A 26177-nucleotide genomic window follows, 5' to 3' on the forward strand; every position below is an offset into this window, starting at 1 on the left:
ATTCCTCCGTGCGATGGGTGATGTGCGTCACTCATCGTCGCCGGGGCGGGCCGGGGCGACTGTCCAACTTCTGCGACAGTTCGCCCGCTCAGCGGTTCGCGCGCTGATACGCCGTGACGACGGCGGCGCCGCCCAGACCGATGTTGTGCTGGAGGCCGGCGGACAGGCCCTCGACCTGCCGTTTGTCGGCCTCGCCGCGCAGCTGCCATGTCATCTCGCTGCACTGGGCCAAGCCGGTGGCGCCGAGCGGGTGCCCCTTGGAGATCAGGCCGCCCGACGGGTTGACGACCCACTTGCCGCCGTAGGTGTTGTCGCCGTTGTCGATGATCTTGGGCGCCTCGCCGTCGGGGCACAGCTGCAGCGCCTCGTAGAGCAGCAGCTCGTTGGCGGCGAAGCAGTCGTGCAGCTCGATGACGCCGAAGTCGTCGGGCCCGAGGCCGGACTGGTCGTAGACCTGCTGGGCGGCGGCCACGTTCATGTGGTGCCCGATGATGCCCTTGGCGCTGCCGTCGAAAGAGTTCTGGAAGTCGGTGATCATCGCCTGGCCGACGATCTCGACCGCGCGCTCGGCCAGATCGTTCTCCTCGACGAACCGCTCGGAGGCGAGGATCGCGGCGCCGGATCCGTCGGAGGTCGGCGAGCACTGCAGTTTGGTGAGCGGTTCGCAGATCATCTTGGCGTCGAGGATCTCTTGCAGGGTGTACTCGTCCTGGAATTGGGCGTACGGGTTGTTCACCGAGTGCTTGTGGTTCTTGTACCCGATCTTGGCGAAGTGCTCGGGCGTCGACCCGTACTGCTCCATGTGTTCGCGGCCGGCGGCGGCGAACATCCACGGCGCGACCGGGAAGGCGAACTCGGTGAGCGCCGCCATCGCCATGACGTGCTTGTCCATCGGCTGCGCGCGGTCCTCGTAGCTCGACGTCAGCGACCCCGGCTGCATCTTCTCGAAGCCGAGCGCGAGGGTGCAGTCGGCGAGGCCGCCCCGGATCGCCTGGGCCGCCAGGTAGAGGGCGGTCGATCCGGTGGAGCAGTTGTTGTTGACATTGACGACCGGGATGCCGGTCATGCCGAGCCCGTAGACCGCGCGCTGTCCCGACGTCGACTCGCCGTAGACGTACCCGACGTAGGCCTGCTGGATCTTGTCGTAGTCGATCCCGGCGTCGGCCAGCGCCTTCGTCCCGGCTTCCAGGGCCATGTCCGGGTAGTCCCAGTCGGACCCGTCGTCGTTCTTGCGGCGGCCGGGCTTCTCGAACTTCGTCATCCCGACGCCGACCACAAACACCTTGTTCGTCATGCGGCCATACAAACACGCCCGCGACGTCGTGTCGGGGCTTTGCCCCGAACTCTGCGTCAGCGCACCGTCAGGCGCACGAAGTTCGACGCGCCGGAGATGCCGTCGGTGACGCGGAAGGCGTAGGAACCGGGGACGTTGATCCGCCACAGGTACTTGGAGGTGCACAGCTGGGTCTTGAAGGGGCGCGGTGCGCGCGGGCCGATCGCCCGGACGGTCATGCGGCACTCCTTGCCGCTGATCTCGTCGCCGGCCTCGATCACCGAGTTCCACTTCACGCCGATCTTGGCACCGCGGCGGTAGGCGCCGCCGGCCGCCTTAGCGCCGGGCGCGTACACCCAGGTGTTGATCGAGCGGACGCCGTTGGGCGCACCCGGACGGCCGAGCTTGCCGTAGTGCTTGGGCTTGTTGTCCGACGATCCCAGGCTGCCCATGTCGAAGGTGAGGACGGGGTCCGCGTGGGCGGTCGGGGCGGCCAGGCCGAGGGCCACCGCGGCAGCGGCGGGCAGGACGAGGGAACGGGCGACGGCACTGGTGCGCATGAAAACCTCACATCTCGCTTACGGGGGAGAACAACTCGTTTTGGTAACGGTTCGATCTCGTTCGCGAAATGCTAACAGCCCTGCCTGGGAGTTCGCTGGATGAACGGGAAGCGCTGCGATCGCTCAGGAGCGCAGGATCTTCGCCATGGCCTTGCCGCGGGCCAATTCGTCGATCAGCTTGTCCAGCCAGCGGATCTGCTGCATCAACGGGTTCTCGATCTCCTGCACCTTGTACCCGCAGATCGAGCCGGTGATCAGCGCGGCGTTGGGGTTCAGTGCGGGCGCGCTGCCGAAGAACGTCGCAAAATCCGTTTCAGCGTCGAGGGCGGCGCGCAATCCGGCTTCGTCGTAGCCGGTGAGCCAGGTGATGATCTGGTCGACTTCCGCCCGCGTGCGCCCCTTCTTCTCCGCCTTCTCCACGTACAGCGGGTACACGCTGGCCACCGGCATCCGGAAGACGCGTTCGTAGTTCTTGGGCGATCCCATGCTCACTCCGTCCCGTCGCCGATGGCCGGTCCGACGATGTCGTCGGCGTCGACGATCTTGTAGGCGTAGCCCTGCTCGGCGAGGAAGCGCTGCCGGTGCGCGGCGTAGTCGGCGTCGAGGGTGTCGCGGGAGACGACCGAGTAGAAGTGCGCCTGTCCGCCGTCGCTCTTGGGGCGCAGCAGTCGACCGAGGCGCTGGGCTTCCTCCTGTCGCGACCCGAACGTGCCCGACACCTGCACTGCAACCGAGGCCTCGGGCAGGTCGATGGAGAAGTTCGCGACCTTGGACACGACGAGCCGCTCGATCTCCCCGCGCCGAAAGGCGTCGAACAGGGCCTCGCGCTCCTTGGTCTTCGTGGAGCCCTGGATGACCGGGGCGTCGAGCGCCTCGCCGAGCTCCTCGAGTTGGTCGAGGTAGGCCCCGATGACGAGGGTCGGCGCGCCGGGGTGTCGTTCCAGGATCGACTTCACGACGCCGACTTTCGTGTGTGCGGTCGAGCAGAGCTTGTACTTCTCGTCGTTCTCGGCGACGGCGTAGGTCAGCCGTTCGCTCTCGGTGAGGGTCACGCGGACCTCGATGCACTCGGCGGGCGCGATCCAGCCCTGCGCCTCGATGTCCTTCCACGGCGAGTCGAACCGTTTGGGTCCGATCAGGCTGAAGACGTCGCCCTCGCGGCCGTCCTCGCGCACCAGCGTCGCGGTGAGGCCGAGGCGGCGGCGCGACTGCAGGTCGGCGGTCATCCGGAACACCGGCGCGGGCAGCAGGTGCACCTCGTCGTAGATGATCAGGCCCCAGTCGCGGGAATCGAACAGGTCGAGGTTGCGGTACTCGCCCTTCGACTTGCGGGTCATCACCTGATAAGTGGCGATGGTGACCGGCCGGATCTCCTTGCGCTCGCCGGAGTATTCGCCGATCTCATCCTCGGTCAGGCTGGTGCGCGCGATCAGTTCGCGCTTCCACTGGCGCCCGGCGACGGTGTTGGTGACCAGGATTAGGGTCGTCGCACCGGCCTTGGCCATGGCCGCGGCGCCCACCATCGTCTTGCCCGCGCCACAGGGCAGCACGACGACGCCCGAGCCGCCCGCCCAGAACGACTCGGCGGCCAGGGACTGGTAGTCGCGCAGGTGCCAGTCGGTCTGGTCCAGCTCGATCGGGTGCGCCTCGCCGTCGACGTACCCGGCGAGGTCCTCGGCCGGCCAGCCGACCTTCAACAGGATCTGCTTGAGGCGGCCGCGCTCGGACGGGTGCACGATCACGGTGTCGTCGTCGATGCGGGCACCGAGCATCGGGGCGATCTTCTTGTTCCGGGTCACCTCTTCGAGCACCGCGCGGTCCAGGCTCACCAGGGTCAGCCCGTGCGCGGGGTGCTTGACCAACTGCAGCCGTCCGAAGCGCGACATCGTGTCGACGATGTCCATCAGCAGCGGCTGCGGCACGGCATACCGGGAGTGGGTGACGAGGGCGTCGACGACCTGCTCGGCGTCGTGGCCGGCCGCGCGCGCGTTCCACAGCGCCAGCGGGGTCACCCGGTAGGTGTGCACGTGCTCGGGGGCGCGCTCGAGCTCGGCGAAGGGGGCGATGGCTCCGCGGGCGGCGTCGGCGTCGGGGTGGTCGACCTCCAGCAGGAGAGTCTTGTCCGATTGCACGATGAGGGGTCCGTCGGTCACCCCACCATTGTCCACGATCGCGCGGCGGCGGTTCAGTCCAGGAGTTCGACGGTGGTGATGCGGTGCACCGACAACTGGATCTCCTCGCCGGTGGGATCCTCGGCGGCGACCAAGCGCCCGGCGCGCAGCAGGTGGGCCTTCACGACGTGGCGCGACGCCTTGCCGTGGCTGTCGACGTAGTCCACCCGCAGCCGTCGCCCGGTGCGCATCGCCAAACCGATCAGCGCGGCCACCGATTCGCCGTCGCCGGCGGCGCGCACCGAGCCGCCCTTGGCGCCGGCCGCACCGGCCGCGGCGTCGGCCGTCCGCATCCGGGTGACCACTGACTCGAGCTGCTCGGGTGATGCGGGGCTCGCGCGGTGCCGGCGGACCGTCGCGTCGGAAGGGCGCCTGGTCGGGATACGACAGCCGATGGCGCCGATGTTCACCAGGGCGCCCGAGGAGTCCTCGGCCGCGGGCGCGAATCCGGCGGCGCGCAGGGATTCCAGCACGTCGCGCAGTGGCGCCGGCGAGACCAGGACGGTGGGGGCCAGCGCACGCAACGCGAGGTCGTCGGCCGCTTTGCTGCGCAGGACGGCAGCCATGGTCGCGGGGTCGTCGCAGCGCACGAAGGCCGACGCGACGCCGACGCGCAGCGTGCCGTGCCGGCGCGCGACGTCGTCGACCAGATACGTCAGCGACTGCGGCACCGGCGTCGACGAGCGGCTGGTGAACAGCGCGGTGACTTCGGTACCGGTTCGGCCGGCGTCGAGCGCCCGTCGCACGCTGTCCTCGGTGACCCGGTACACCGACGCGGCGCCCGCCGACTCCAGATCGGCGACGAGGGCGACCTCGGCGGCCAATTCGGGGGTCATCGGCCCGGGAACCATCAGGGTGAGGTCGGCCTGGGTGACGAAGTGGTCCACCGGCTCGGGCAGGGCGGCGGCCATCGCCGCGATCAGGTCCTCCTCGGCCGGATCGCCCAGGATCAACCGGCCGACCGTCGTGATCGCGCCGTGCGCGACCAGGCCGACCTCGGTGGCCTCCCGCAGCGTCTGTTCGACGGCGCGCCGAGTCAGCCGGCGGCGCAGGCGGGGCCGCTGCCACAGCAGGTGGCTGACCAGGGCGTCCACGTCGGGCGCCGTGGCGGGCCCGGCCTCGGCGAGGGCGGCGAGGACCAGGCGACGCTCGCGCCGGGCGAGCGGGTCGGGCGCGGACTTCGCGAGGGCGCCGATTACCGCGCCCTCGGCGTCGCGCTCGCCGATCGTCCACGTCCGCCGGCCCAGCGCCAACCACGTCGTCGCCAGACTCGCCCACTGGCGCGCCGGGGCCTGGTGCAGCCAGGAGTCCGCGGCGAGGGTGGGCGCCCACACCTGCTCCCCGTCGTAGCCGGCCGGTTCCGGCTCGGGGAAGCCGACGTCGATGAGATGGGTGCGGGCGCACAGTTCCAGGATCAGCCCGATGCGGCCCGCGTCGAGCCCGGTGTCCTTGCCCAGGCGGCGCAGCTCGCGAATCCCGATCCCGCCCGCGGCGAGTTCCGGGGCGGGGGCGGCGCCGAGCGCGGCCAACACCTCGGTGGTCTCGCGCAGGAGTTCCAGCGCGGCACCGGCGGCGGTCGCCTCCACCGTCTGCTCCCCGCCGAGCAGCGGAGTGGTGTGCCCTCCGGCGGTCAGCGGCGGGGGGCGCAGGTCGTCGACGAGCAGCACCGGTTCGCCCCGGATCAGCTGGGCCACCGTGGGCTCGATTTCGACGAGTTGGTGGTCCACCCGGGAGATGAGGCCGGCGGCCAACAGCCGGGGTACCGGCCGCGTCGGGTCGGCGTCGGGGCCGGCGTCGCCGGTCACGCCGACGCTGGGACCGGTGGCCAGCTTCGTCAAGACGTCGCGCGGCCCGTCGTCGAGGTCGTCGATCAGGGCGCGCCACTCGTCGGGCGTGCGCCGTGCCGCCGCCGTGGCGACGTGCAGCACGCGCCAGGGGAGGGCGGCCGGGGTGTGTCCGACGACGTGCAGTCCGGTGCCGTCGCGCCAGACGATCGCCCGGTCGACGAGATCGGTGATGCGCCGGTCGACGTCGGCGGCGGCGGCCCGGCCCTTCAGGGCCTTGCGGACGGCGGCATCCGTGACGGCGGCGCCGGCACCTTTTCCGGCCGACGTCGCATCGAGCAGCACCTCGACGACGGCGACGTGCAGCAGGTCGAGGCCCTCGCCGGCCAGGTTCATCGAGCCGGCGGACATGGCCCGCTGCGCCAGTACCCCGACACCGTTGGGCGGCGGGGAGGCGAGGTCGGGGCGGGCGAGCAGCAGCGCGACCAGTTCCTCGTCCGAGCGGGACGCAAGCGCGTGCGCCATCCCGGTCGGCTGGTCGGCGGCGCTCACCGGACCGAGTTTAGTGATGCGGGCACTTGGGCCCGGTTAGTGGGCGACCGGCGCGGGCGGCATGGCAGAATGAGCGCCGTGAGCGAGAACGAGATCGTCGAAGACGTGCAAGAGATCGTCAAAGAGTCCAAGGTGCGCTACGTGGACAACGGCTGGCCCTTCCCGGACGGCGAGCACGCCGTCTCCGAGTTCGCCGCCGACCTCGCCGGCGCCCTGTCGCCGTTCGGCAGCACCGAGCTGCCGCTGCCGGCCGACGAGCTGCTCTACATCAACCCGAAGACGGTCATCAACTCCTAGGACCGGACACAAAAAGGCGCCCCGCACGCTCGTGCGGGGCGCCTTTTGTCGGCGTGGGTGCCGTTGCCGTTAGTTGGCGAACGGTGCCTGGCCCTTGTGCTGGTTGTAGAGGTCCACCTGGCCCTGGTCCGGCGTGTAACCGGAGGACTTGGCGGCGTTCCAGATGTTGGCGACAGTCGGGTCGATCTTGCCCTTCTTTTCGCGCGTCTTCACGACGCCGTCGATCTGGTCGCGGACCTCTTTGCCGTTCTTGGCCTTCGGGGTCTCCTTGAGGGCCTGCGGGGCCTTCTTCTTCTTGGCCTTCAGCGCCTTACCGGGATCGCGCGGGGTCGGGCCCGAGAGCACGGTGCCGCAGGTGGGCCAAGCACCCTTGCCCTGACGGGCGAGAACGCGCTCGGCGATGGCGATCTGCTGCTCCTTGGTGGCCTTGTCCGCGGTGGGCGCGTACTGGGTGCCGCCGTTGGAAGCCCAGGTGGACGGCGAGAACTGCAGGCCGCCGTGGTAGCCGTTGCCGGTGTTGATGGCCCAGTTGCCGCCCGACTCGCAGGCCGCGACGCGGTCCCACTCGGCGTCGGTGGCGGCGTGTGCGCTGCCGGCCGCGATGGTCGCACCGCCGCCGAGAACGGCAGAGGTCAGCGCCACCTTGGCGATGGTCTTGGAGGTCGACTTGGTCGTCTGCTTGCGATGACGTCCGGACATGTGATTTTTCCTCTCTCCACGCGCCTACGAAGTCAGCTGTCGGGTTCGAGCGAGAGGTTGCCCGGCCGCGTGAGCGGCTACACCCCGAGGAATCCGATGGCGATGCCGTCGGAAACCGGTCTCACGGGAGATGGGTCCCCCGTCCTCATTCCTGAATATCTGTAGTTCGGACGACGCACTCGGTGGAACGAGGCTCGGCGCGACCGGCTGCGTCGGGTCTAACTGATGTGGCCGCCGGATGGCGACCAACGACGAGGTTACGGACTATTTCGCGAGCTTCCTATTCGAACTGGGACTTAGGTTCAGTGAAGTAGATATTGCCGGTGCTGCACGGGTGCGGCGTTCGCCCAGTTCAGGCGCTGAATCCCGGTTCGTGTCCTTCTTGTTATCATTTCGTGATGTGACGAAGGTCACAGTTGAGAAGTGGTGCCGATCACCGGTTGTAGCGGTTCCCCCGCCAGACCAGCGCACCGACCGCGAGCATCAGGCCGAATGGCGTGCCCATCGCCGCGAGGTAGACGCCCACCGGAGCGACCGAGCCGTGCTCGAGGGCGGGGACCAGGTACAGGACGCCGATGCTGACCAGGCCGATCAGGAACATCGCGACGCCGATGATCAGCAGTGCCCGCGGGCCGCGCCCGGTGCTCGTCTCCTTGGCCATGCTGCCCACGCTAGCTGACACCGGCTATCATGATTTCCCAAGGCTGCGTCTTGCCCGAACGGATGGGGCAGGGCGTTTTTTCATGGCGGACCGCGCTGACGACGACGTCGCCGCGGACCCACGAAGGTGAAGGTGAGCGCGGTGCCGACCGGCAAAGTGAAGTGGTACAACCCGGACAAGGGCTTCGGATTCCTCTCGCAGCCCGACGGGGAGGACGTCTACGTCGGCGCGGATGCGCTGCCCGACGGCGTCGAGACCCTCAAGACCGGTCAGCGCGTCGAATTCGGCATGGCCACCGGCCGCCGCGGCCCGCAGGCGCTGAACGTCACTGTGCTGGAGCCGGCGCCCAGCGTCGCCAAGAACGCGCGCGAGTCCGCCCGCGAGGAGAGTGGCGGCAACCGTCACTCGCCCGACGAGCTGCACGGCATGGTCGCCGATCTGATCACGATGCTCGAGAACAAGGTCCAGCCGTCGCTGCGCCAGGGCCGCTTCCCGGACCGCAAGACCTCGCGTCAGATCTCCGAGGTCGTCCGCGCGGTCGCGCGCCAGCTCGACCAGCACTGAGCCGTTTGCGGGTTACTTGCTGAACTCCGCGACGTCGGTGATCGGGCGCTGCTTCGGCGCCTTGCCGATGGCCGACTGCTCGTACTGGTCGAGCAGCTTCTGCTCGCCGGTCGGGGTCGTGTTGATCGCGATGTAGCCGCGGCGCACCAGATCGGTGTCCGAGTCGCCGGCCAGCAGCGCCGACGGCAGGCTGATCTCGATGTTGATCAGCACGCGCTCGCGCGTGGAGGACAGCGTCAGCGATCGGGCGCCCTGCTTCGGTGCGAACTCCTTGAGCAACAACTCCGACCCATTCGGGGTGAGGTACTGCGCGACGATCGACCACGGATCGTCGACGACGTTGTCCGACAGCCGCACGCGCACCGTCTCGCCGATCGGCACCGGGAAGCGGGTGTGCCGCGCCGGGTCGACCTTGAGGAAGTCGCCGTCGCAATCCTTCATCTGGTAGCTGCAGAGCACCGTCGGGTAGGCGCGCGCCTTCTCCTTGCCCGCCCACAGGGTGGCGTAGGGCCGCTCGTCGACGTGGGTGCGCGACGCCCAGAACGCGGCGCCGCCGAGGATCACCGCGCCGTAGACGAGCAACGCGGCGAGGGTCAGTGCGAGAGTCTTCTTCACTCGGTCCTCCGCGGGCGGCGACGGTCGGGCGTCGCGCGGGTCGGGTGGGCGCGGGTCGGCGCGTCCGTCGGACCGGGCGGCTGCGGGGTGCGCGGCCGTCGGGATTGCGGACGGGCACCCTGGCGCGGAATCGACTCGGTCGCCGCGTCCGTGCCCGGGCGCCGGAGGACGGTGGTGTCGTCGACGCGGGGGATGACCCGGGTGTCCGCGTCCGGATCACCAGGCCGCGGGATCACCTCGGTGGCCGACGCGGGGCGGGGGATGACCTCGGTGGCCGACGCGGGGCGGGGGATGACTTCGGTGGCGACGGTCGGCGGCGCGACGTCGGGACGGTGCCCGCCGCCGCCGAAACCGGGCACCAGGGTGCTGCCGCGACTGGTGAGGAACGTCTGGATCAGACCGATCAGCAGCAGGCCGGCGATGGTGCCGAAGGCGATGCGCATGGACGTCGAGGCGATGAGGACGCCGATGCTCGCGCCGAACACCCAGCCCAGCTGCAGCACGGTCTCCGAGCGGCCGAAGGCCGAGGCCCGCGACGGCTCGGGGAGGTCGGACTGGATCGCCGAATCCAGGCAGACCTTGCCGACCGCCGAGCCCGCCGATGCGAGGAAAGCGGTGATCGCCGCCGTCGGCAGCGACGGCAGGATCGCGGTGACGGTCGCGGCGACGGTGACGGTGACGACGACCCAGGCGATGATGGCCGACGGGTTGGCCAGTTTGAGGCGGGTGCCGACGGCGTTGCCGAGCACGTTGCCGATACCGGCGGCGGCGCCGACCGAGCCGAGCATCGCCATCTGCATGAACGCGTCGCCCTGGTAGTGCTCGCGCGCAAAGAACGCGGTGAACAGGGTGAGGAACCCGGTCAGGATGCGGATCGTCCCGTTGCCCCACAACCCGGTGACGACGCGACGACCCAGGGGCTGGCGGATCGTCTCGGAGATGACCCGTCCGGCGCGACGCGCCCGCTCGCGGGTGGTGATCTCGGCCTTCGGTCGGTCGCGGTAGGTCAGGGTCGTCGGGATCTCGCCGGCGGTGACCTCCACCCACGACGGGATCTGCATGCACTTGTACGCGCCGTAGCCGGCGACGATAACCAGCCAGAGCATCGCGCCGGGCAGGTGGAACGGGAGCAGCTTGCCCAGGAACATCTCCAGGCCTGCGGCGATGGCGCCGCCGACCATCGTGCCGCCGATGAGTCCGAAGGTCGTCAGGCGCGAGTTCACCCGCACCAGGTCGATGCTCGGGGGAAGGACGCGCGGGGTCACCGCGGACTTGAGCACGCCGAAGGACTTGCCCATCACCAACATGCCCAGCGCGCACGGGTACAGGATCCACGGGTCGTACTTGAGCTGGGATCCGTCCCACTCGTAGTTCGTGACGATCAGGATCGCGAGCACCGCGCGGACGATGAAGGTCGTGGCCATCGCCATCCGACGGCCGTGCTGCAGGCGGTCGAGGGCCGGGCCGATCAGCGGCGCGATGATCGCGAACGGCGCGATCGTCAGCAGCAGGTAGAGGCCGACGCCCGCCTTGTCCTCACCGCTAGCCGCGGCGAAGAACAGCGTGTTCGCCAGCGCCACCGCCATGGCCGCGTCAACCGCGGCGTTGGCGACGACCGGGATCGTCAGCGCCGTCAGACCGGAGCGGTCGGCCCCGTCGGCGGTCGCGGCCCGGGCGATCGTGTCGATGCCCTTGTTGGTCAGGTCCTTGCCGCGGCGCGCGGCGCGGCGCGTGATGCCGGTCCTGCGTTTGCCCGGCGTCTCGATGGGGCCGGTGTCGTTCTGGTCGGCGGGCGACGGCGTGGGCCCGAGCGGGGTCAGGTGCGGGTTCTGCGTCGCATCGTCGGAGAGGTAGGCGGTCTCGACGTCGGGCGGCTGCGGCCCGCGTGCCGGATAGCGGCCCGCCCCCGGGTGGGAGCGGCCGGGCCGCGGGTTCTTGCCTCGTCTCACCCCGTCGATTCTTCCCTATCGCTCCGACCAAGGGTGGGCGTGCCACGCCCGGCGGCGGTGAGGCACACTGGAGAGGTGAGTCCCACAGCCCCCATTGACTTGCTCCGCGAGGCCGTCGACCTGGCCCGAGCCGCCATCGTCGCCGACGGAGGTCAGCCCGGTGATCACCTCGAGGTCGTCGTCGAAGACGACAACTCGGCGGCCCACTACTTCGGCGCCGACCTGCCCGGCTACCACGGGTGGCGCTGGTGCGCTGTCGTGGCCATCGCCGGCGACGACGCCCCGGTGACCGTCAGCGAGGTCGTGCTGCTGCCCGGCGAAGGTGCGCTGCTCGCCCCCGCGTGGGTGCCGTGGTCCGAGCGGATCGCCGCCGGCGACCTCGGTCCCGGCGACCAGCTGGCCACCGAGCCCGACGACCCGCGGCTGGTGCCGAACCAGGTCGACAACGGCGATGAAGAGGCCCTCGGCGACCTCGACCTGGGTCTGGGCCGCCAGCGCGTGTTGAGCCCGGAGGGCCGCGACGACGCCGCGCAGCGCTGGTACGACGGGGAGTACGGCCCGTCGTCGGCGATGGCGCAGTCCGCCAAGCACAAGTGCGAGGCCTGCGGCTTCTACCTGCCGCTGGCGGGCGCCCTGCGGTTCGACTTCGGCGTCTGCGCCAACGAGTTCTCGGCCGACGGCCACGTGGTCTCCGCCGAATACGGTTGCGGGGCGCACTCGGACGTGGTGGCCAAGCCGCCGACGTCCGCCCCGCAGTTCGACCCGTACGACGACGGAGTGCTCGAGGTGTTCGCTGCGGCGGACTGACCGATGCCACCCTCGGTTGACTTCGGCGTCGACGCGCGCCGGGACGCGGTCCTCGCCGCCTGGCGCGCCTCGCCGACCCGGCTGATCGAAGACGCCCGCACCGAGGCCGACCTGGCCGAGGTCGGCTACCGCGACCGGCTGTTCACCGAACTCGCCGCCAATGCCGCCGACGCCGCCGCCGCGACCGGCGTCCCCGGGACGATCGCCGCCTGGCACGGCGACGACGGCGCGCTGCACGTCGCCAACACCGGTCGACCGCTGACCCCCGAGGGCGTCGATTCCCTGCTCGCGCTGCGTGTCTCGGCGAAGGACGGCGACGGCCAGACCGTCGGACGATTCGGCGTCGGGTTCGCCGCCGTCGTGCCGGTGGCCGACCGCGTCGAGATCCGATCCACCACGGGCTCGCTCGTCTTCGATTGCGATCGGACCGCCCAACTCGTCGCCGACCTCGACCTGGCGGGCGAGCGCGCCCCGCTGCTGCGCCTGGCGTGGTCGGGCGACGGCCGCCCCGCCGACGGCTTCGACACCGAGATCGTGCTGCACCCCCGGGCCGGCGTCGACGTCGACGACCTGTTGGCCGACATCGCCGACCAGGCCTGCGACCGCCTGCTGGAACTGCCCGCAATGGGCACCGTGCGGGTCGGCGACGCATCGGTCACCGCACGGCGCGACGATGGCGCGATCACCTTCGAACCCGCCGACGCCCTGCCCGGAGCGGACGCGGTGTGGCGCGAGGCCGTCGACGGCGATGTCCGCTGGCTGGTCCGCACGCCGCTGCCCGGCGCTGGCGAGCCCGAGGTCTTGCGGACTCCGACGCCCACCGACATCGCCCTGTCCGTCCCGGCGCGCGTGATCGCCGCGCTGCCCGTCACGCCGGATCGCCGCCACCTCATGCCCGGTGTCGACGTCGGCGTCATCGCGCCCGGCTACCTCGAGCTGGTCCGTGGCCTCCCCGGCGACCAACGGCCCGCCCTCGTGCCGCGGGCGCTGGGGCTGGGCCCCGTCGACACCCGGCTGCTCGAGGCGATCGGCGACGTACTCCGCGTCGGCGCGTGGGTCCCGCCGGCCGTCGGCGACGACGACCTCGTCGCCGAGCGGGCGCTGGTCTTCCCCGACCTGTCGAACGCGCTCGCCGCCCACCTCGGGCCGGTGCTCGCCGATCTGGCGCATCCCGACGTGTCCGGTCCGGCCGCGCGCGGCGCGCTGGTGTCCGTGGGTGCCCGCGAAATCGGTTTGGCCGACATCGCGCAGGCGCTCGCCGACGTCGACCGGCCGCCGTCGTGGTGGGCCGGGCTGTATGAGGCGCTCGCGCCGCTCGTCGCCACCGCGCAGGATGCTGACGAGCTCGGCGCGCTGCCCGTCCCGCGCGCCGACGGGCGGCGCAACCTGGGGGCCCGCGGCCTCGTCTTCGCGCCGATCGGCGTGCACGCGCCATGGGCGACGGCGGTGGCCGCCGAGGCCGCCCACCCGCTGCTCGAACGACTCGGCGCGCAGCCCGTCGGAGCGAGCGGACTCCTTGCCGACGACGCGCTCGTCGCCGCACTCGCCGACGCCGCCGAACACGGCGACGACACCGAGGTCGCCGAGCTCTCCGACGCCGTCCTCGCACTCCTCGCCGCGGACGACGACGCGGTCCTGCCGCCGACCGCGGCCGCCGAACTCCTCCTGCCCGACCGTGACGGCGAACTCGTCCACGTCGACGAACTGCTGATGGCGCAGTCGCCGCTGGCCGGGGTCCTCGGCGACGACCTCCCGTTCGCCTTCGTCGACGACGCGCTCGTCGCGCGGCACGGGCCGTCGGCGCTGCGGCGGGCCGGCGTCGGATGGGGCTTCTTGACGGTGAGCGAGGAGTGGCCGACTAGCCCGGATCACGACCTCGACGACGAGGAGTCCTGGTGGGAGTCGCTGCCGGAGCCGCCGGCGACGATGACCGCGGTGCGCGACCTCGACCTGGTCCCCGACGACCGGTGGCCGCAGGCGCTGACCCTGCTCGCCGAGGACCCCGCGACGGCACCGCTGCTGGCCGACCGCGACGGCTACACCGCCCGGTGGCTGCGCGAGCACGCACAGATCGACGGCCGAACCCTCGGCTCCTTCCGCAGCCCAGACGCCGACGACTTCGCCGGCATCATCGACCCGCTCGACCACCCGTGCGCCGCCGCGCTGACCGGGGTGCTGCTCACCGACGCCGTTCCCGACGCCCGGGCGGCGGCGCTCGTGCTGGGGAACCTCGGCGATCCGGCGCGCACGGTCGTGCCGGGCACCGCGCTGCGCGCCTACGGAGTGGTGGCCGACGCGGTATGGGGCGGGAGCGTCGACCGGGCGGCCGTCATCGATGTGCTCGGCGAACCGCCCGCGGCGCGCACGCTGGCCGGGGGAGTCGTCGACGACGCGGTGGTCATCGACGCCGCGCACTTCGCAGCCGTCGTCCCCGCCGACCGCGCGGTGGTGCCCGGATTGCCGACTGGCCCCGGAGCCGCGAAGGAACTGGCCGCGCTCCTGGACCTGCCGCTGGCGAGCGATGCCGTCGGCGCTCGGATCGTGAGCGTCGGACGCGCGACGACCTGGGAGGCGGACCCCACCGCCCTCGCCGTCGCCGTCGACCGCATGGATTCCCTGCCGCGCGGAACCGTCGTCGTGCACGACGACCTCGTCGTCGCCACCGACACCGGTGAGCACCACGTGGCCCGGTGGATCGATGACGCGGGGACCGTGCACCTGAGCCGCCGTCAGCCCGCTACGGTGGTGCCATGAGCGTCGCGCACATCGCCACTCCGCCCCCGATCGACAACGGCATGCTCCACCTGGTCATCGGCGGCCGATCCGGTTTCTGGACGTCCGTGTCCAATGCGCTGAGCTGGCTCGGCTCGACGACCGTCCTGACCGTCATCGTCGTCATCGCGACGGTGATCTTCCTGGCCTTCCGCCAGTGGCGCACCACCCTGATGCTGCTGCTCGGCTCGATCTCGGCCTACTGGCTGATGCGGGTGCTCAAGCACCTCTTCGACCGCGACCGCCCGCCCGTCGAAGACCGGTTGGCCCACGCCGCCTTCCAGTCGATGCCGTCGGGCCACGCCATGATGAGCACGATCGTGTTCGGCCTGATCGCCGTCGGCCTCTACCGTTCGTCGACCTGGATCCGCCAGCACCCCGACGTGCTGATGCTCGCCCCGATCCTCACCGGTGCCATCGGCCTGAGCCGGGTGTACCTGGGCGTGCACTGGATGACCGACGTCGTCGTCGGCTGGCTGTTCGGGGTGCTGTGGGTGGCGTTGTTCGCCGGGCTGGCCTCGGTCGGCGCCGATCGGACCCGCGCGACCGCGGCCGCCGCCTGACTCAGTCCAGACCCTGCTGCGCGGTCTTCGACCCGCGGCGCACACCGAGCAGCTGCGCGCCAACGATCATCGAGCCGAGCACGCCCACGCCCAATCCCCACCAGCACACCTGCAGGGTGAGCCCGCCGGTGCCGGCGATGAGCGTCACGATGGTGGCGATCAACCAGGCGGTCATGCCGATGAGGATGACCGGGCCCGGTTCGCGCAGCAGCTTGGGCAGCGGGGGGGCTTGGTCCTCGGTGGCGTCCGACATGGGCCCAGGTTAACCGACGGGGGTCAGAAGTCGATGCCGGTCGCCGGGTGCGCGGAGGTCCGCCACACGTCGGCGAAGGCGGCGAGGAGTTCGGGTGACCCTGCGCGCACGCGACTGGCGGCCGCCAGCGATCGCGCGTCGACCCCGCCGAAATACAGACTGCCGAGCGCGGCGATGTCGCAGGACACCTCACCGTCGGTGCCGTCGCCGCCCTCGGTGACGGTCGCGGCGCCCCCGGTGATCCGGAACCGATAGCTGCCGCCGGCCGTGCCGATCGGGTCGTCGACGACCAGCGTCACATCGACGTCGGAGGCGTAGGTCCGCGCGGTGAGCGCACCCGCGACGTCGAGGACAGCCACCCAGAGCGTGTCGTATTCGTCGACGACCTTCACCCCGCGCAGGTCGACCAGCTTGAAGCGCAGCGGATCGCCGACCGCGAGGGTCCCGGTAGTCGTCGACACCAGGTCGAGGGAGGCGAGGATCCGCCACAGCTCGGTGTGCGCCTCGTCGGTGACGGCCACGACCTCCTCGATGCGGGCCGCCTCCAACCCGGGCGAGGTCGAGTCGAGGTGGTAGGTCGCATAGCCGTCGGGATGCAGCAGGTACTGGCGGTCCTGGGTGGTGAACGGGCGCGCCGCGGGACGGTCGTCGAGGAGGTAGTCCTCCCACCACAGCTGGTCGCGCAGCATGACGCCGGGATGCACGTCGGCCCACCGGTCGTAGATGTCGGGGGCGAGCTCGGCGAAGTCCGCCACGGTCGCGTAGCGCACCTGTGGCCGCTTCGGCGCGGGGATGCGCAGGTCCTGGCGCGACTCGATGCGGATGTCCTGGGTGAACATCGCCGGGCCGAAGCCGAACCGTTCGTAGATGGTGCCCTCCGAGGCCCAGAGCGCCGCAATCGGGTGGTGCTCGTCGGTCCACTTGGCGCGCAGGCGCGTCAGCAGCTCGCGCAGCACGCCGCGGCGGCGGTGGGTCGCGGCCACCGACACCCACGTGAGACCGGGGAAGGCGACGCGGCCGCCGGGCACCGACATCGTCAGGCGGTAGTACATCGCCTGCCCGACCAACGGCTCGCCGGGCAGCGCGGTGTCGCGGGCGACGACGACGTCGTCGTTGGCGATGCGCGCCTTCTCGTTTGCCCGGACGAGGTCGTCGCGCGGGGCGTCGATGCCGAAGGCGCGCGCGTCGGCGGCAAAGATCTCCGGCCAGTCGGCGTCGACGGCAGGGCGGAACTGCAGATCGGGGTGCGGAGCCATGCGACTACCGTATCGGTGGTGTCCGCAGCTTCGCCCGTGCTCCCCGTCCGGGTCGTCGACATCGACGACCCCGCCGACGAGCGGGTCGACGACTTCCGCGAGCTGAACTCGGTGGACCGCCGCCCGGACCTGCCCGTGCTGCCCGGCGGTCGCGTCGGCAAGGGGCTCGTCATCGCCGAGGGCGTATTGGTGGTCGAGCGGATGGTCGCCTCGCGGTTCGCCCCGCACGCCTTCCTGGGCGTGGACCGCCGGCTGGGCGAGCTGTCGTCGACGTTGGTCGTCACCGACGATCCGGGGGCGGTCCCGTTCTTCCGGGCGAGCGCCGAGGTGATGGCCGACGTCGTGGGCTTCCACCTCAACCGGGGCGTGCTCGGCGTCGCCCGACGTCCGGCCGAGCTGACGCCGCGACAGGCCGTCGAGGACGCGTCGGTGCTGGCGGTCCTGGAAGGCGTCAACGACCACGAGAACATCGGGTCGATCTTCCGCAACGCCGCCGGACTCGGCGTGGACGCCGTGCTGTTCGGCACCGGCTGCGCCGACCCGCTCTACCGCCGGTGCGTCCGCGTCTCGATGGGCCACGCCCTGCTGGTGCCGTTCGCGAAACTGCCCGACTGGCCGGGCGAGCTGGACCTGCTCGCGCGGGAGGGCTTCACGACGGTGTCGTTGACGCCCGACCCCGCGATGCCGCTGCTGGCCGACGCGGTGGCCGACGCGGCGAAGGTGGCCTTCCTCGTCGGCGCCGAGGGCCCCGGACTGACCGCGGCGGCGATGCGCGCGAGCCACGTCCGCGCACGCATCCCGATGAGCCGGGGGACCGATTCGCTCAACGTGGCGACGGCCGCGGCGATCGCCTTCTACGAGCTGGCGCGCCGACGCGACTGAGCGCGGTCAGGCGGTCGTGGCCACCATCAGCAGCAGCATGAGGAACAGCAGCGCGAACGGGACGATCATCATGGCGATGGTCAGCCCGACGCCGTTGTAGGACTGCGGCGCCGCGCCCATCGAGCCGGGGCTGAACGCCCACATCGGGGCGCGGTACTCTAGCGGCACCGTCTGCTGCGGGGCGATGTTCACCATCAGGTCGGCCGGGCCCAGTCTGCTGGGCAGGAAGTACGGCACGTGGACGTGCACGTGGTGCTGGCCGGGCGGCAGCGGGATGCTGTTGGCGCCCCACTGCGCGGGAATCAGCTGGCCGTTGATGGCCACCTTCGGCTTGAGGAAGGCCAGGATCCACGCAAGGGGGAAGTACTTCGTGGTCAACACCAGGCCCTGGGGCATGGACGCGTACTGCGGCTGGCCGTAGGGCTGCCCGACCGGCGGTCCCGGCGGGGCGGGTTGAACCGGGTACGACGGCTGGCCGTACTGCGGCTGGCCCTGGTGCGGCTGGACGTACGGCGGCTGCCCGCCGTACGGCGGCGGGAAGGCTCCGGGGCCCGGCGGATTCTGCGGTGCGCTCATGGCGACCGACTCTAGCCCCGGATGCCCGGGCGAGCTCCCCGAGTCGTGTGTTTCGCCGACCCCGACGCTCCTGCGACCTACTGGTTGGGGGTGCTGCGCACGCCGAGGAGGACTTCCTCCCAGCCGGGGACCTCGGGCTTGGCGCGCTGCTTGCGCGCCCGCTTCGGCGCGGTCTCCTCGGTCGGCTCGCCGACCGCCTGCTCCGGCGGCGCGGGCGGCGGCTGCGGAGTGCGATTGGCCGACGGCTTGCGCTTGGGGGCGGCCCGCTTGCGAGGCGCCGGTGCGGGCACCGGATCGGTGCGCGCGTGCTTGCCGCCGGCCTCGGGCTCGGCCGGGTGACGTCCGACGGCCTCCTCGGCCGGGACCGTCACGGCTTCGACGGGATCGGCGACCGGCTGCAACTGGTGGCGCGCCCCCGCTTCGGGGTGCTGCATTTCGTAGGCCGGATTGTCCAGGGCGTCGGCGGTGCCGCCCTGCGCGCCCGGCTGGAAGCGCCAGTGCGCGTGGTTCTCGGTGTGGCCGGCGGTCCAGCTGACCTGGCCGACCCAGTTGCCGTCGTCGGCCTTCCAGGCGTCCCACACGGCGACGTCGGGGTTGACGCCTCGGGCGCGCAGACCCGCGGTGACGACCTCGTCGAGGGTGGCGAGCGCGGGACCGTCCTCGCCCATCGGGTGCGATTCGCGGATCAGGTCGGCGGCGCGCTCGCGTTCGAGCAGCACCGGGTGGGCGAACCGCATGACGCGGTCAGCGGTGGTGCCGGCCTCGGCGGCGACCTCCTCGACGGTGGCGCCGGAGCGGATGCGCGCCTGGATGTCGCGGGGGCGCAGCGCCGATTCCATCTCGATCTGGATCTGGCCCAGGCGGGTGACGTCGCCGCGCGCCGCGGCGCGCAGCCGGTCGTCGGCCGGGATCTTGAACTTGTCGCCGGTCTCGGTGTCCACGCAGATGACATAGCTGGCGTCCGCGTCGACGCTGGTGACGCGCAGCTCCCGCATCTGCTTCTCCTCGGCTGACATCGTGTGCCCCAGGTTAGTGCAAAGCCCGCGGCTGGGAGGTCGGACTCGCGGTTAGAGGCGTTCGACCACGTACTCGATGCAGGCGGTCAGCGCCGAGACATCGTCGGGATCGATCGCCGGGAACATGCCGATGCGCAGCTGGTTGCGGCCGAGCTTGCGGTACGGCTCGGTGTCGACGACGCCGTTGGCACGCAGCGCCTTGGCCACCGCGGCGGCGTCGACCGAGTCGTCGAAGTCGATGGTGCCGACCACCTGGCTGCGGTGCGCGGCATCGGCGAACGGTGACGTGTACGAGGTCTTCTCGGCCCACGAGTACAGCCGTGAGCTGGAGTCGGCGGTGCGGGAGACGCACCAGTCCAACCCGCCACCCGAGTTCATCCACTCGATCTGGTTCGCGAAGAGCAGCAGCGACCCGACGGCAGGCGTGTTGTACGTCTGGTCCTTGCCGCTGTTGTCGACCGCGGTCGCCAGCGAGAGGAACTCGGGGATGTAGCGGTCGGTGGCCGCGATCTCGGCGACGCGCTCGAGGGCCGCCGGGCTCATCAGGGCCACCCAGAGGCCGCCGTCGGAGGCGAAGCACTTCTGCGGGGCGAAGTAGTAGGCGTCGGTGGTCGACACGTCGACGGGCAGGCCGCCCGCGCCCGAGGTGGCGTCGATGGCCACCAGGGCGTCGCCGGCGTTCGCGGGGCGCAGCACCGGCACGGCGACACCGGTGGAGGTCTCGTTCTGCGCCCACCCGATCACGTCGACGCCGGCGGCGTCGTCGGCGGTGATGGCGGCGGGGTCCGGCGCGGTTCCCGGATCGGTCGAGACGACCTTCGGGTCGTCGAGCCAGGGTGCCTTCTTGGTGACGGTGGCGAACTTCGACGAGAACTCGCCGTAGGTCAGGTTCAGCGCCTGCTTGCGCACCAGGCCGAACGCGGCGGCGTCCCAGAAGGCGGTGGTGCCGCCGTTGGAGAGGATGACCTCGTAACCGTCGGGCAGCGAGAAGAGGTCGCGCAGGCCGGCCCGGATCGAGCCGACGACGTTCTTCACCGGGGCCTGCCGGTGGCTGGTGCCGAAGACCGACGCGCCGGTGTCCACCAGCGATTGGAGCTGCTCGGGGCGCACCTTCGACGGGCCGCAGCCGAAGCGGCCGTCCTTCGGGAGCAGGTCGGCGGGGATGGTGATCTGCGCGGAGTCGGTCATGCCCACCGATCCTAGTGGGCGCGCCCGGCTCAGTACTTGGCGGGCGGGTACTGGTTCGGCGGGTACGGATTGGGCGGGTACTGCCCGGGCAAGCCGACCTGGCCCGGGGTGAACCATGCCTTCGACGATTCCGGCGTGAAGAGCAGGATCGGCACCGCGACGGTCACGATCACGCCGAGGCAGGTGAGGATCGAGAGAGCGGCGACAACGGTCGCGAGGGTGCGTGCGCCGGTGGTGCGCTTGGTGAGGAGCTGGATGCCGCCGACGATGCAGCCGATGGCGAGGGCCAGGCCCAGCAGGAGTCCGAGCGTGCGACCCGCGGTCTCCGCACCGTCGCCGGTGGCAAGACCCTTGTTGGCCAGGTTGCCGAGACTGCCGAGGACGAGCAGCGCGCCCCACGCGAGCAGGACGATGGCCGCGGCGGTGACCGGCGTCGGGCGCGAGGTCACCGGAGCCGCATAGCCGTAGCCGGGAGCCGAGGCATTCGGGTAGGGCTGTCCGTAAGCGGGGTCGGTGTAGCCGTAGCCCGGCTGGGCCGCGGGCTGCTGCGGGTAGGTGGGCGGCGGGTAGGCCGGCGGCTGATTGGGGTCTTGCGGGTTCTGCGGCACGTTCGGATCCGTCATGACGCCAACCCTAATCGACCGCTGGGACAACGGTGTCGCCTCCTGCGTTGACCAAACGACTGAACGGGCGTTCAATAGACTGAACATGAGTTCAATACGGGATTCCTCGGACGATCGGACGACTCGCGCACGAGTGCGCGCGGCCGCGATCGAGCTATTCGCCCGGCACGGCTTCGGTACCACCGTGCGGGCCATCGCCGACGCCGCGGGGGTCAGCCCGGGCCTGGTCATCCACCACTTCGAGTCCAAGGCGGGACTGCGCGCCGAATGTGACGAGGCCGTACTGATCGCGATCGGCGATGAGAAGAGCGAGATGATCGGCACCGACACCGGCGCCGACTACGACTCCTACCTGGCGGCGCTGGCCGACGACGAGCACAGCCAGACCCAGATCCTCTACCTGCTCCGTGCGGTCGCGGAGGGGGGAGAGGTCGGGCGGACATTCCTGGCGCGCACCATCGCGCAGACCGAGAAGAGCATGCGCGAGGGCGTGGCCGCGGGGCGGTTCCGGCCATCGATCGATGAAGCGGGCCGTGCGCGCTATCTCGCCTACATCTCGATGGGCGCGTTGGTGATGGACACCGTGCTGCACCCGCCCGAGGACTGGTCGGATTCGGTTGCAATCCTTCGCGGCTACGTCGACCGGGTCGCCGTGCCCGGCGTCGAGTACGCGGTGCACGGTCTCGGCCTCGACCCCGCCGTGATGGACAGCGTGATCGAGCACCGCCGCACGGCCGGGTCCTCGGTGCCCGACGACTCAGAACCACTACAAGGAGGAACCGCATGACAAACGTCATCGAAGTCCGCGACCTGGTCAAGACCTTCGGCTCGGTGCGGGCGCTCGACGGGCTCGACCTGACCGTGCGGGGCGGGGAGGTGGCCGGCTTCCTCGGCCCCAACGGCGCGGGAAAGTCGACGACGATCCGGGTCCTGCTCGGCATGTACCGCCGCGATGCGGGGACGGCACGCGTCTTCGGCGCCGACCCGTTCGCCGATGCGGTCGCCATCCATTCCCGACTGGCGTACGTGCCCGGCGACGTCAGCCTGTGGCCGCAACTGACCGGCGGCGAGTGCATCGACGTGCTGCTGCGCCTGCGCGGGGTCGACCCGGCAGACAGTCGCAAGGGCGAGCTCACCGAGCACTTCGAACTCGATCCCACCAAGCGCAGCGGCACCTACTCCAAGGGCAACCGGCAGAAGGTCGCCCTGATCGCCGCCTTCGCCGCCGACGCCGAACTGCTGATCCTCGACGAGCCGACCTCGGGCCTGGATCCGCTGATGGCGCGCCGCTTCCAGGACTGCGTGCACGAGGCCGCCGGGCGCGGCTCGGCCGTGCTGATGTCGAGCCACATCCTCGGCGAGGTCGAGGAGCTGTGTGAATCGGTGACCATCATCCGCGCGGGTCGGACCGTGCAGGCCGGCACGCTCGCCGAGTTGCGCCATCTGCGGCGCTCGCGGGTCCGTGCGACGGTCGCCGGTGCCGCCGATGCCGCCGCCCTGGGGGCGATCGACGGGGTGCACGACCTGGCGACGACCGCCGTCGACGGCGGTACCGAGGTGTCGTTCACCGTCGCCGAGGGGGCTCTCGACGCCGTCACGACGGCCCTCGGCAAGTTGTCGGTGAGCCGACTGCTCGTCGAGCCGCCGAGCCTGGAGGAGCTGTTCCTGCACGCCTACGACGACGAGCCAGCCGGCGGGGCGGCCCGATGACCACCGCACCGGTCCTCGCCCGGCCCGCGGGCGGCGAGCTCTTCGCGTCGACCGGGCTGCTCGCCCGGCTGGACCTGCGCCGCGAACGGATCATCACCCCGGTCACCATCGTCGTGCTGGTCCTCACCAACGCAGCCACCGTGTCGTCGATCAAGACCCTGTACGGGACCCCGCAGGAGCGGGCGACGCTCGCGGCGGGCGCAGCCGCCAACTCCGCGTTCAAACTGCTGCTCGGACCGCTCGAGCACTTGCAGTCCACGGCCGCCATCGCCTCGTGGCGCGCCGGACTGTTCATGATCGCCGCGACCGCCGTGTGCACGGTCCTGCTGGTCACGCGGTTGACCCGCAAGGAGGAGGAACTCGGCCGGGTCGAGCTGGTCCGCGCTGCCCGCACCGGGCGTTTGGCACCGATGACCGCGGCCATCCTGGTGGCGGCGGTCTTTGCCCTAGTCGTCGGCCTCGCGATGGCGGGTTTGATGTCGTCGGCGGGCGCCACCGGCGGCCAGGCGGCTCTCGTGGGGGCGCAGTACACCTGCACGGCGCTGGCCGCCGCCGGGTTGGCGGCGCTCACCGCCCAGGTGGCGACGACCGCACGACTGGCGAACCTGCTGGCCGTTTCGGCGGTCCTCGGCGGGTACGTCGTGCGCGGTATCGGCGACGCCACCGGCGTCAGGTGGTTGCACTGGACCAACCCGGTCGGCTGGGCCGAGCGGATGGACCCGTTCGGGGCGGGCGACTGGCGGCCGGCGCTGCTCGGCCTCGCCGCGTTCGGCATCTGCGTCATCGCGGCGACGTGGGTGACCGGGCGCCGCGACCTCGATGGCGGTCTCGTCGCGCCCCGGCCCGGACCCCCGTCGTCGTCGATCGGCTCGATGTCGGGCCTCACCGGGCGGCTCAACCGGGGCTCGTTCCTCGGCTGGTTGCTGGGCATCGGCGTCTTCGCGGTCCTCGTCGGCGTGCTGGTGAACGCGGCATCCTCGCTCACGTCGGACAACCCGCAGATGCTCGACTACCTGCACAAACTGGGCGGCCCGGGCGAACTGTCCAAGGTGTTCCTCGCCGTGATCATGACCTACCTCGGCTTCGCGGCGGCTGCGTGGGCGGTCACCGCCCTGACGCGGGTCCGCGCCGACGAGGCCCAGGGCCGCACCGAAGTGCTCCTCGCGACGCCGGTGTCCCGGTCGCGCTACATCGTGGCCCAACTGGTCCTGATCGCGGTCGGCATCACCGTGCTGCTGTTGGTCGCCGGGCTGCTCGCCGGCCTAGGCGCGGGGGCGGTGACCGGCGAATGGGCGACGATGCTGTCCGGGGCGGTGCGGGGCGCGGCGGTGCAGATCCCGGCGGCGCTGGTCCTCGGCATGGCGGTGGCGGCGGTTTACGGCGCCGTCCCGCGACTGACCGTCGGCGCCGGCTGGACGCTCGTGGTGGGCGCCTTCCTGCTGGGGCCGATGGGCGAACTGTTCGGCCTGCCGTCGTGGGTGCGCAGCCTGTCCCCGTTCACCCACCTGCCCACCGTGCCGTCGGCACCGATGTCGTGGCCGCCCGTGGTGATCCTGCTCGCCCTGGCGGCGTTGCTGGCCGCCGTCGCATGGTGGCGGTTCACCCGTCGCCCGATCGAGGGGGCCTAGTGGCGGCGGTTGCGCGCCGCGAGGAGGGTGCCGGCGAGTAGCGCGGCAGTCGTCGACGCGGCGAGGATCGCGATCTTCGCGTGGTCGAGGCCGGCGGCATCGGCGCGGAAGGTCAGCTCGGCGACCAGCAGTGACACGGTGAACCCGATGCCGGCGAGCACGGAGACGCCGAACACGTCGACCCACCGGACGCCCGGGCCCAGGCGCGCGCGGGTGAACCGCACGGTCAGCCACGTGGTGCCGAAGATGCCGATCGGTTTGCCGAGGAGCAGGCCGGCCGCGATGCCGATCACCACCGGATCGGTGAACGTCTGTGACAGCGGGCCGGAACCGCCCAGCGCGACGCCGGCCGAGAAGAAGGCGAACACCGGGACCGCGAATCCCGCCGACAGCGGCCGGAAGCGGTGTTCGAACTGGCCGGCCAGGCCGTCGTCGCCCGGCCCGTGGTCGCTGCCGCGGAACACCGGTGTCGCGAACCCGAGGAGGACGCCGGCGATCGTCGCGTGAATCCCGGACGCGTGCACGAGTGCCCACGCCGCGACCCCGAGCGGCAGCAGGAAGACCCACGCCGCGATCGCGTTGCGGGCGAACCAGTTCGCCCACCGATGGGTGAGGAACGCGAACACGGCGATGGGCAGCAGGGCCAACAGCAGGGGAGTCCAGGCCAAGTGTTCGGTGTAGACGACGGCGATGATGACGATGGCGATCAGGTCGTCGACCACGGCGAGGGTCAGCAGGAACAGCCTCAGGGACGCGGGGAGGCGGGAGCCGACAACGGCGAGCACGGCGACCGCGAAGGCGATGTCGGTGGCGGTCGGGATCGCCCAGCCGTGGGCGTTTTGCCCGCCGCGGTTGACCGCCAGGTAGATCAGCGCCGGTACGGCTACGCCGCCGACGGCCGCCAGCACGGGGATCACCGCGGTGCGCGGCGCACGCAACTCTCCGTCGACGACCTCGCGTTTGAGTTCGAGTCCCACGAGGAAGAAGAAGACGGCGAGCAGGCCGTCGGACGCCCACTGCCCGACGGTCAGGTCCAAGTGCCAGGGCGCATAGCCGACGACGGTGTCGCGCAGCTTCTCGTAGGACGTGCGCAGCGGACTGTTGGCGACGACCAGGGCGATGACGGCGGCGCCGACGAGCAGGAAGCCGCCGACGGTCTCCTTGCGGAGGATCGTCGCGACGCGGCGGGGAGCGGCGGCGAAGGCGCGGTTCATGCCGCCTCGATTCCCGCGGCCCAGCCGGGCGCGCGGCAACCGTCGGGGACAAGATCGTCGGCTACCCGAAGCCCTGCGCTGGTCAGCACCCAGGCGACGACGGCGTTGGAGTTCCACATCTCCGAGGTGCCAGGGGCCCGGCGGCCCCAGGTGTGGGTCGGCACCCTTCGTGCCGCGGCGAGTACCCGTCGAGCGATCGCCGGGTCGTCGCTGATGGTTCGCTGCTCGATGGCGTAGCCGAGATCGGGGATGGTTCCGTCCTGCCAGCAACGCACTTCGTACCGGAAGAGGGGGATCGGCTCTAGTGGGGCGAAACCCACCGGGCCCGTGGCGACGACACCGCGCTCGCCGGTCGGGACGCCCCATGCGGGTGCCTGCTCGATCACATACCGGTGCCCATCGACGTCGATGTTGAGCGCCGCGTGGACCAATTGCCGGGTCGACCGGTGGCTGCGTCGAGCCGTGAGCGCCTCGTAGACGCGACCGCAGCGTGCAACCACCCGGCCGCCCGCACCGAGGGGGATCCAGTCCAGCGTGACGGGCACCTCTGCAGCGTACGGCTGA

The 26177-nt window shown here is 71.2% G+C and carries 26 protein-coding genes and 1 riboswitch; of the genes, 9 read left to right on the forward strand and 17 right to left on the reverse strand.

What is annotated here, in order from left to right:
* Positions 1–88 precede the first annotated feature (88 nt).
* The 5 genes from QM728_RS02775 to QM728_RS02795 form a co-directional block, all read right to left on the reverse strand.
* The gene (locus QM728_RS02775) at positions 89–1294 is read right to left on the reverse strand and encodes a lipid-transfer protein (protein WP_415030524.1); all 1206 of its coding nucleotides are present in this window, start codon (positions 1292–1294) and stop codon (positions 89–91) included.
* A gap of 56 nt (positions 1295–1350) precedes the next feature.
* Positions 1351–1833: a hypothetical protein gene (locus QM728_RS02780; RefSeq protein ID WP_415030525.1), complete on the reverse strand. Its 483-nt coding sequence runs from the start codon at positions 1831–1833 to the stop codon at positions 1351–1353.
* A gap of 123 nt (positions 1834–1956) precedes the next feature.
* Positions 1957–2319, reverse strand: coding sequence for a DUF2200 domain-containing protein (locus QM728_RS02785; protein ID WP_415030526.1), 363 nt, complete (start codon positions 2317–2319; stop codon positions 1957–1959).
* A gap of 2 nt (positions 2320–2321) precedes the next feature.
* On the reverse strand, positions 2322–3986 hold the full coding sequence (locus QM728_RS02790; RefSeq protein ID WP_415030527.1) for a DNA repair helicase XPB: 1665 nt from the start codon (positions 3984–3986) through the stop codon (positions 2322–2324).
* A 32-nt stretch (positions 3987–4018) separates the two neighbouring features.
* Positions 4019–6340, reverse strand: coding sequence for a helicase-associated domain-containing protein (locus QM728_RS02795; protein ID WP_415030528.1), 2322 nt, complete (start codon positions 6338–6340; stop codon positions 4019–4021).
* 78 nt (positions 6341–6418) lie between these two features.
* Here QM728_RS02795 and QM728_RS02800 point away from each other — a divergent pair, with 78 nt between their 5' ends.
* Positions 6419–6637 carry a hypothetical protein gene (locus QM728_RS02800; RefSeq protein WP_415030529.1) on the forward strand — a complete coding sequence of 73 codons (219 nt, stop codon included), beginning with the start codon at positions 6419–6421 and terminating at the stop codon, positions 6635–6637.
* Between the two features lie 69 nt (positions 6638–6706).
* On the opposite strand, the gene QM728_RS02805 is transcribed toward QM728_RS02800, so the two are convergent.
* Together QM728_RS02805 and QM728_RS02810 are read right to left on the reverse strand one after the other, a co-directional pair.
* Positions 6707–7336 (reverse strand): transglycosylase family protein, encoded by a 630-nt coding sequence (locus QM728_RS02805; protein WP_415030530.1) that lies wholly within the window; start codon positions 7334–7336, stop codon positions 6707–6709.
* Positions 7337–7341: 5 nt separating this feature from the next.
* Positions 7342–7519, reverse strand: a riboswitch (cyclic di-AMP (ydaO/yuaA leader).
* A 250-nt stretch (positions 7520–7769) separates the two neighbouring features.
* Positions 7770–7997 (reverse strand): hypothetical protein, encoded by a 228-nt coding sequence (locus QM728_RS02810; RefSeq protein WP_415030531.1) that lies wholly within the window; start codon positions 7995–7997, stop codon positions 7770–7772.
* 141 nt (positions 7998–8138) lie between these two features.
* On the opposite strand from QM728_RS02810, the gene QM728_RS02815 reads away from it, so the two are divergent.
* Positions 8139–8561 carry a cold-shock protein gene (locus QM728_RS02815; protein WP_415032821.1) on the forward strand — a complete coding sequence of 141 codons (423 nt, stop codon included), beginning with the start codon at positions 8139–8141 and terminating at the stop codon, positions 8559–8561.
* 12 nt (positions 8562–8573) lie between these two features.
* Here the strand turns inward: QM728_RS02815 and QM728_RS02820 are convergent, their stop codons facing one another.
* Together QM728_RS02820 and QM728_RS02825 are read right to left on the reverse strand one after the other, a co-directional pair.
* The gene (locus QM728_RS02820) at positions 8574–9176 is read right to left on the reverse strand and encodes a DUF2771 family protein (protein WP_415030532.1); all 603 of its coding nucleotides are present in this window, start codon (positions 9174–9176) and stop codon (positions 8574–8576) included.
* Positions 9173–11125 carry an MFS transporter gene (locus QM728_RS02825; RefSeq protein ID WP_415030533.1) on the reverse strand — a complete coding sequence of 651 codons (1953 nt, stop codon included), beginning with the start codon at positions 11123–11125 and terminating at the stop codon, positions 9173–9175. The genes QM728_RS02820 and QM728_RS02825 overlap by 4 nt, the downstream gene beginning before the upstream one ends.
* Positions 11126–11200: 75 nt before the next feature.
* On the opposite strand from QM728_RS02825, the gene QM728_RS02830 reads away from it, so the two are divergent.
* Genes QM728_RS02830 through QM728_RS02840 form a run of 3 tightly spaced genes read left to right on the forward strand, consistent with a single transcriptional unit; the run spans position 11201 to position 15267 of the window.
* Complete coding sequence (locus QM728_RS02830) at positions 11201–11932, forward strand: DUF3027 domain-containing protein (protein ID WP_415030534.1); 732 nt, start codon at positions 11201–11203, stop codon at positions 11930–11932.
* Between the two features lie 3 nt (positions 11933–11935).
* On the forward strand, positions 11936–14686 hold the full coding sequence (locus QM728_RS02835; protein ID WP_415030535.1) for a sacsin N-terminal ATP-binding-like domain-containing protein: 2751 nt from the start codon (positions 11936–11938) through the stop codon (positions 14684–14686).
* Positions 14683–15267 carry a phosphatase PAP2 family protein gene (locus QM728_RS02840; protein ID WP_415030536.1) on the forward strand — a complete coding sequence of 195 codons (585 nt, stop codon included), beginning with the start codon at positions 14683–14685 and terminating at the stop codon, positions 15265–15267. The genes QM728_RS02835 and QM728_RS02840 overlap by 4 nt, the downstream gene beginning before the upstream one ends.
* Position 15268: 1 nt before the next feature.
* On the opposite strand, the gene QM728_RS02845 is transcribed toward QM728_RS02840, so the two are convergent.
* Entirely contained in the window at positions 15269–15520 is a 252-nt protein-coding gene (locus tag QM728_RS02845; protein ID WP_415030537.1) for a DUF2530 domain-containing protein, read from the reverse strand.
* 23 nt (positions 15521–15543) lie between these two features.
* On the reverse strand, positions 15544–16776 hold the full coding sequence (locus QM728_RS02850) for a GNAT family N-acetyltransferase (RefSeq protein ID WP_415030538.1): 1233 nt from the start codon (positions 16774–16776) through the stop codon (positions 15544–15546).
* 15 nt (positions 16777–16791) lie between these two features.
* On the opposite strand from QM728_RS02850, the gene QM728_RS02855 reads away from it, so the two are divergent.
* Entirely contained in the window at positions 16792–17658 is an 867-nt protein-coding gene (locus tag QM728_RS02855) for a TrmH family RNA methyltransferase (RefSeq protein WP_415030539.1), read from the forward strand.
* 6 nt (positions 17659–17664) lie between these two features.
* Here QM728_RS02855 and QM728_RS02860 read toward each other — a convergent pair whose 3' ends face one another.
* The 4 genes from QM728_RS02860 to QM728_RS02875 form a co-directional block, all read right to left on the reverse strand.
* Positions 17665–18234, reverse strand: coding sequence for a hypothetical protein (locus QM728_RS02860; RefSeq protein WP_415030540.1), 570 nt, complete (start codon positions 18232–18234; stop codon positions 17665–17667).
* A gap of 77 nt (positions 18235–18311) precedes the next feature.
* A complete protein-coding gene (gene sepH, locus QM728_RS02865; protein WP_415030541.1) occupies positions 18312–19250 on the reverse strand; it encodes a septation protein SepH in 939 nt (312 codons plus the stop codon).
* A 51-nt stretch (positions 19251–19301) separates the two neighbouring features.
* Positions 19302–20438 (reverse strand): phosphoserine transaminase, encoded by a 1137-nt coding sequence (serC, locus tag QM728_RS02870; protein WP_415030542.1) that lies wholly within the window; start codon positions 20436–20438, stop codon positions 19302–19304.
* A 29-nt stretch (positions 20439–20467) separates the two neighbouring features.
* Complete coding sequence (locus tag QM728_RS02875; protein ID WP_415030543.1) at positions 20468–21061, reverse strand: hypothetical protein; 594 nt, start codon at positions 21059–21061, stop codon at positions 20468–20470.
* Positions 21062–21146: 85 nt separating this feature from the next.
* Between QM728_RS02875 and QM728_RS02880 the strand changes: the two genes are divergently transcribed.
* The 3 genes from QM728_RS02880 to QM728_RS02890 are packed head-to-tail and all read left to right on the forward strand — an operon-like array spanning position 21147 to position 24399.
* Positions 21147–21848 carry a TetR family transcriptional regulator gene (locus tag QM728_RS02880; RefSeq protein ID WP_415030544.1) on the forward strand — a complete coding sequence of 234 codons (702 nt, stop codon included), beginning with the start codon at positions 21147–21149 and terminating at the stop codon, positions 21846–21848.
* Complete coding sequence (locus QM728_RS02885) at positions 21845–22771, forward strand: ABC transporter ATP-binding protein (protein ID WP_415030545.1); 927 nt, start codon at positions 21845–21847, stop codon at positions 22769–22771. Before QM728_RS02880 ends, QM728_RS02885 begins: the two co-directional genes overlap by 4 nt.
* Positions 22768–24399, forward strand: a complete 1632-nt coding sequence (locus QM728_RS02890) for an ABC transporter permease (protein WP_415030546.1) — start codon at positions 22768–22770, stop codon at positions 24397–24399. Before QM728_RS02885 ends, QM728_RS02890 begins: the two co-directional genes overlap by 4 nt.
* On the opposite strand, the gene nhaA is transcribed toward QM728_RS02890, so the two are convergent.
* Together nhaA and QM728_RS02900 are read right to left on the reverse strand one after the other, a co-directional pair.
* Positions 24396–25613 (reverse strand): Na+/H+ antiporter NhaA, encoded by a 1218-nt coding sequence (gene nhaA / locus QM728_RS02895; protein WP_415030547.1) that lies wholly within the window; start codon positions 25611–25613, stop codon positions 24396–24398. The genes QM728_RS02890 and nhaA overlap by 4 nt on opposite strands.
* Complete coding sequence (locus QM728_RS02900) at positions 25610–26158, reverse strand: hypothetical protein (protein WP_415030548.1); 549 nt, start codon at positions 26156–26158, stop codon at positions 25610–25612. The genes nhaA and QM728_RS02900 overlap by 4 nt, the downstream gene beginning before the upstream one ends.
* Positions 26159–26177 lie beyond the last annotated feature (19 nt).

Source organism: Gordonia sp. (in: high G+C Gram-positive bacteria), from assembly GCF_047602025.1.
Taxonomy (GTDB): Bacteria; Actinomycetota; Actinomycetes; order Mycobacteriales; family Mycobacteriaceae; genus Gordonia.